Origin of the sequence: Streptomyces sp. NPDC000075 (assembly GCF_040301925.1) — a bacterium.
Taxonomy (GTDB): Bacteria; Actinomycetota; Actinomycetes; order Streptomycetales; family Streptomycetaceae; genus Streptomyces; species Streptomyces polychromogenes.
On record NZ_JBEPFL010000078.1, the window covers coordinates 1 to 5,093 of the forward strand.

The following is a 5,093-nucleotide window of genomic DNA, read 5'->3' on the forward strand; positions in this document are numbered from 1 at the left end:
GCCCCAAAGCCCCGCAGGTCGGCGTAGAGCTGGCCGTCGGGAAACGAGCCGCGGGTGCGGTGGGCGGCGTGCAGGGCCAGGGTGGTCTTGCCGATGCCGCCCATGCCGGAGAGGACGACGAGGGCGGGCATGCCGTCGGCCCCGGACGTCGTCAGGTGCGCGCACAGGGCGGACAGCTCCTCCGCCCTGCCGGTGAAGTCCGCGATGTCGCGGGGGATCTGGAACGGCGCCTCGCCCGCGGGCCCGGTGCCTGCCGCCGTCCCGGCACGGTCGGCCGCCGGCGTGGGCGGGGTGGTCGTGCCGGTCGTGCCGGCCTGCGGCGGGTCGGGGCGGAGGAGGGCCTGGAAGACCTCTTGGGTGGCGGGGGAAGAATCGACGCCGAGTTCATCTCCGAGGGTGGTGCGCAGGGCGTGGTAGGCGGTGATGGCTTCGGCGGTGCGTCCGCTCTGGTGCAGCGCGGTGATCAGCTGACGGTGGAACGGTTCGTGCAGGGGGTGGGCTCCCGCGTAGCGGGTGATCTCCGCGGTCACCTCGCGGTGGCGGCCCGTCCGCAGGTGGTACTCGAAATCCAGCTCGACGGCCTGGAGATGCTGTTCCACGAGGTGCGTGACCTCAGGGGTCTCGTGGAAGGCCGGATACTCGGCCAGCGGCCGGCCACGCCACAGGGCCAACGCGGCGCGGCTCGCCGCACCGAGGGTCTCCCAGTCGGACGCGCGCGAGGCGTCCTGGGCCCGGGCGAGGTGACCGGCGAAGACCTCCGCGTCCACTTCCCCGACGTGGACCCGCAAGACGTAGGAACCCTGGTTCGCCTCCAGCCGGTGGCTTGCCGAACCCAGGGTGGAGCGCAGGCGCGTGACGTGGTTGTACAACGAGGCGAGCGCGGTACGAGGCGGATGGTCACCCCACAGAGCGGCCATGAGGCGGTCGACCGGCTGGGGCGTGTTCGGCCGCAGCAGGAGCGTGGCCAGCAGTACACCGCCCTTGGACCCGGCGATCTGACGCCGTTCACCGTCCAGGTGGACGGTCAGTTGACCGAGTAGTCCGAACCTCACCTGCATAGCGGAAGATCCCCCCTGTGGAACTGGTTGCTGCGGGACGCGCCGTCCGGATACCGGTCCTCCGTGTGTGCGGAGTTCCGGTGGTGTCGTCGGCGTCCTGATCGGGCGCGTAGGGCGGGAGCCGGTCGTCGTCCTGTGATGGCTCCCCAGGCCGGAAGACGTCTCGGGTCCCGCGCCGGGCCGTGGCTGGGCCGGTGCAGCTCGTGTTGAACACAAGGGAAGATCAACTTCGGGCGGGGATGGTTCCGGACCCCCCACGCGCCTTTACCCATTCATTGCAAAACCACGGCCCTCCGAGCCGGAGCAGCGCGGGTCGCCGCGCGAGCGGGATCCACTCTCTCGACCTGCTGCGGAGAGTGGCGTACCTGGGAGCGTGACATTCCCCCGGCAGGCGCTCGGCCAAATGCCGGGCGGCACCGTGGGAATCGGGTGACAGGGCGGCCGGAGGCGGCGGCCCACTCGCGTCCACAGCGAGGCCCTGACCCGCGCACAGGGGACCGGTACTGTCCCCAGGATGACTTCGATACGTTCCGACGTCCTGTCCCGCGCCCTTGACGCCCCGGCAGAGCCGTCCCTGAGGCCGCTGCCGCCCGAAGTGGCGGAACTGCTGCGCTCCCTCGCGGCCTCGCCCCGTTTGGCGGCGCACCTGCGCGCGGTCCACGACGTCGCGGTCGAGCTGGCCGACTGGGTGGGAGACCGGTACCCGGACCTGGCCGTGGACCGCGACGCCGTTCTCTTCGGTGCGGCAACCCATGACGTGGGCAAGACCGTGCACCCCGAGGAGCTCTCCGGACCGGGATCGGCGCACGAGGCGGCCGGCCGGGATCTGCTTCTGGAGCACGGCTTCACGTCCGACCGGGCCCGGTTCGCCGCCACCCACGCGAGCTGGGACGGCCCCGACGTGACGATCGAGGACCTCCTCGTCAGCACGGCCGACAAGGTCTGGAAGGACAAACGCGTCCCCGACCTGGAGGACAGACTCGTACAGGCGCTGGCGGCGGCGACGGGGCGAGCGCCCTGGGAGGAATACCTCGCCCTCGACGACGTACTCACCCGGCTCGGAGCGGACGCCGCCCATCGACTGGCCTTCCAGGCGGCCTTCCCCGTCGGCTGCCGGTGAGGAGGAGCAGCGGCCGGCGTGTGGGTCAGGGGCGGGCTGCGCGGACGTGGGCGGCTGAGAGGCGGAGTTCGTACAGTTCGTACGGCAGGCAGCAGTCGGAGCACAGGGTTGCGACGAGGGCTCCGCAGGCGCACAGCTGGTTCATGCCGCCGTCCGGGGTCGCTCCGTAACAGGCGGGGGACGCGTGCCGCAGCTCCAGGCCGCAGGCGTCGTTCGGGCTGATGACGATGTTGCCCCGCGGGCCCTGCGACACCAACGGCTTTCCGTCCACGTTCCCATGCTCCCCGTGGCGCGGCATCACCGGCCCGGGTGTCCGGGCGACGACCAAGGGCACACCGTACGGCTCCGTCTCGATCGCATAGCGGCCTGCCGGCACGGTCGCCGGTGACGGACCCGGCTCTTCGGCGTCCCACCACGCGTAGTAAGGAGCATCGGGAACCTCGGGCAGCGGTGTGAGGGGCCCGTCAGGGGGACGCCGCACGCCGAGACAGCGCCCCTGGTCCGCGTAGGCGTCGCCGAGGCCGAGGCGGCTGATGGCCGCGCCGTGTTCGTCGCCCAGCTCCACCACCCCCCTCGTCCCGTACCGCGAGCGTGCCGAGAAGCCGAACCGCACAGCCGAACGCCCCCCGTGTCAGCCGTCCGCCCCGGAAGGGCGGGTCCCGGGCCCATGCCATGCATGGCGGCACACAGGAGCCGCGGATATCTCCGCAGGGTGGAACGGCGTGTCGGGGGGCGCATCGGGGGACGAGCGGCTGCGGGGCGGCCCCGCAGCCGGGCCGTGGACTAGCCTTCGGCGGCCGGGAGCAGGTAGCCCCAGGTCTTGTAGCCGACGATGCCGTCCGCGCCGCCGGTCTCCCGGGGGTACTTCGACTGGAACCGCAGCACGGCGGCCTCGGTCCTGGGGCCGAAATCGCCGTCGATGAAGTCCGGGGCCTCGCCGGAGTCGACGAAGTTCGTCCGGACCAGCGCCCATTGGAGCGCCCGCACGCAGTCGCCCTTCGAGCCTCTGGCGAGGTCCACGGCCGGGATGGGCCAGCCGTTGTACGCCCAGCGGGTGCCGACCTGGTTCGTGCACGCCGCGAGGTAGCCGGCGTCGGCCGACGCCTGTGGTGCCGCGAGTCCGGCGGCCACGAGCAGCGCCGCGCCCAGGACCCCGGAGCGTACGGCGGTACGGCGGACGGCCGTGCTTGTGATGGTCTTCATGCCAGGAGATTCCTTTCCGTCTACTCGAAGCCGACGGTGGCGATCAGGTGGTGCCAGGTGTAGCGGCCCACGACGCCGTCCGCGCCGCCGGTGATCCCGGACCTGCTCTGGAAGGCCATCACCGCGTTGTACGTCTTGGGGCCGAAGGAGCCGTCGACGAAGCCGGGCCGGTCCTCGGCCCGTACCGCCCCGGCCTCGAGCAGCGCGTCCTGGAGCCCGCGGACGCACACTCCGGACGAGCCCTTGGCCAGGACGACCGTGGGTATCTCCCAGGCCATGTAGACCTCGGAGCCGTAGGCCCTCTTGCAGGCGTCCAGGTCCTGCACCCAGTAGGCCTGTGCGGGGGAGGACGCGAGACCGCCGAGAAGGGCCGTGGCGCTGGCGACCACCGCGCCGGCCCAGAACGTGCGCTTGCGCGTCGCCTTGTTCGCCATGCCCGTCAGTCCGTGGTCGAGGCGATGAGGGCTTCCCAGGTGGCGGGGCCGACCACGCCGTCCACGGCCAGGCCGCGCTCGCGCTGGAACCTCTTCAGGTAGTCGTCGGTCTTCGTCCCGAAGATGCCGTCGACGAAGGGCCAGTCCGCCGGATCGATGCCCAGGATCGAGCTGAGGTCGGACTGGATCTCACGCACGCACACGCCCGTCGATCCGTACTGGAAGTTCCGGGCCGGGATGACCCAGCCGTGGGCGCCCTTGCGGGTGCCGACGCTGTCGTAGCAGGCGTCGCGGTAGTCACTGGCCGAGGCGGTGGGCGCGGTGACCAGCAGCGTCCCGAGAGCGGAGGCGGCGAGGGCGAGGGCGGCGAGAGGGCGCGCGCGGCGCGATGAGAACACGTGGATCGTCTCCAGACGGGGAAGGCGGGGTGCGGATCGATGGGTCAATGGATCGGGGAGAAGGCGGGGGACGGGGCTCAGCCCGTCACGAGCTTCTCCCAGGTGCGCGGGCCCACGATGCCGTCGGCGGGCAGACCGTGGTTGCTCTGGAACCTGCGGACGGCCGAGTCGGTACGGGCTCCGAAGACGCCGTCGGCGAAGTTGCCGCCGCTCTGCTCCCACGAGGTCAGGCCGAACCGCGAGACGAGCTCCTGCAGGCCCGTGACACAGACGTCGGAGTCGCCCTGGGAGTAGTCGTGGCGCGGGACGCTGTATCCGTTGGGAGAGGTACGCGTGCCGTACGTGTCCTTGCAGATCTTGTACGCGGAGTCGTCCGCCTGGGCGGCCGGCGCGGCGACGAGCAGGGCGCCGGCGGAGAGCGCCGCCAAGAGGAGCGGGGTGACGCCTTTCGCGGGGCGAGGTGTGCGCATGGAGCAGGGGCCTTTCGTGGTGAGCACTTGGACATCACTGTGCCGACCGTCCCCAACGTCTCACCAACAAGAGGCCAACGGCACACCACAGCGGCCGCCGCCCGGCCGGCGGACGGTGAGTTCGCCGTAGGCCCGCAGGGCGTCGGCCGGGTCGCCCGGCCCGCCGTGTCCGTCCCATCCGTCGCGCAGTACGGCGTCCAGGAAGCCAGGTCGAGGGCGGGTGTGGCGGGGCCGTGCGGGAAGCCGTCCAGGTCGACGACGGCGGCGAACCGGTGGTCTTGGCGGGCCGCCTGGAGTGCGGCGGCGCCGCCCATGGAGTGGCCGGCCACCGCGACCCGGCCGGTGTCCAGCCGCCCGGCCAGCGGGTCGGCGGCCCCGCCCGGCCCCCGGCCGCCCTTACCGCCCGTCAG

7 protein-coding genes and 1 pseudogene are annotated in these 5,093 nt (G+C 72.2%); 1 reads left to right on the plus strand and 7 read right to left on the minus strand.

Translation table 11 applies throughout. The annotated features are described in order from the left end of the window. On the minus strand, window positions 1–1,052 hold a 1,052-nt coding region (locus tag ABT403_RS38865; RefSeq protein WP_351650959.1), incomplete at its 3' end, for an AfsR/SARP family transcriptional regulator. A 520-nt stretch (window positions 1,053–1,572) separates the two neighbouring features. Here ABT403_RS38865 and ABT403_RS38870 point away from each other — a divergent pair. Further along, the gene (locus ABT403_RS38870) at window positions 1,573–2,178 is read left to right on the plus strand and encodes an HD domain-containing protein (protein ID WP_344170024.1); all 606 of its coding nucleotides are present in this window, start codon (window positions 1,573–1,575) and stop codon (window positions 2,176–2,178) included. A gap of 25 nt (window positions 2,179–2,203) precedes the next feature. Here ABT403_RS38870 and ABT403_RS38875 read toward each other — a convergent pair whose 3' ends face one another. The 6 genes and pseudogenes from ABT403_RS38875 to ABT403_RS38900 all read right to left on the minus strand — a co-directional run. Beyond that, on the minus strand, window positions 2,204–2,449 hold the full coding sequence (locus ABT403_RS38875) for a hypothetical protein (protein WP_344170027.1): 246 nt from the start codon (window positions 2,447–2,449) through the stop codon (window positions 2,204–2,206). Window positions 2,450–2,961: 512 nt separating this feature from the next. After that, the gene (locus ABT403_RS38880) at window positions 2,962–3,381 is read right to left on the minus strand and encodes a peptidoglycan-binding domain-containing protein (RefSeq protein ID WP_344170030.1); all 420 of its coding nucleotides are present in this window, start codon (window positions 3,379–3,381) and stop codon (window positions 2,962–2,964) included. Window positions 3,382–3,401: 20 nt separating this feature from the next. Next, entirely contained in the window at window positions 3,402–3,815 is a 414-nt protein-coding gene (locus ABT403_RS38885; protein ID WP_344170033.1) for a peptidoglycan-binding domain-containing protein, read from the minus strand. 5 nt (window positions 3,816–3,820) lie between these two features. Further along, a complete protein-coding gene (locus ABT403_RS38890) occupies window positions 3,821–4,213 on the minus strand; it encodes a peptidoglycan-binding domain-containing protein (protein WP_344170036.1) in 393 nt (130 codons plus the stop codon). A 77-nt stretch (window positions 4,214–4,290) separates the two neighbouring features. Continuing rightward, entirely contained in the window at window positions 4,291–4,683 is a 393-nt protein-coding gene (locus tag ABT403_RS39145; RefSeq protein WP_425580351.1) for a peptidoglycan-binding domain-containing protein, read from the minus strand. A gap of 212 nt (window positions 4,684–4,895) precedes the next feature. Further along, window positions 4,896–5,093 (minus strand): annotated as a pseudogene (locus tag ABT403_RS38900) (poly(ethylene terephthalate) hydrolase family protein); the annotation flags it as partial.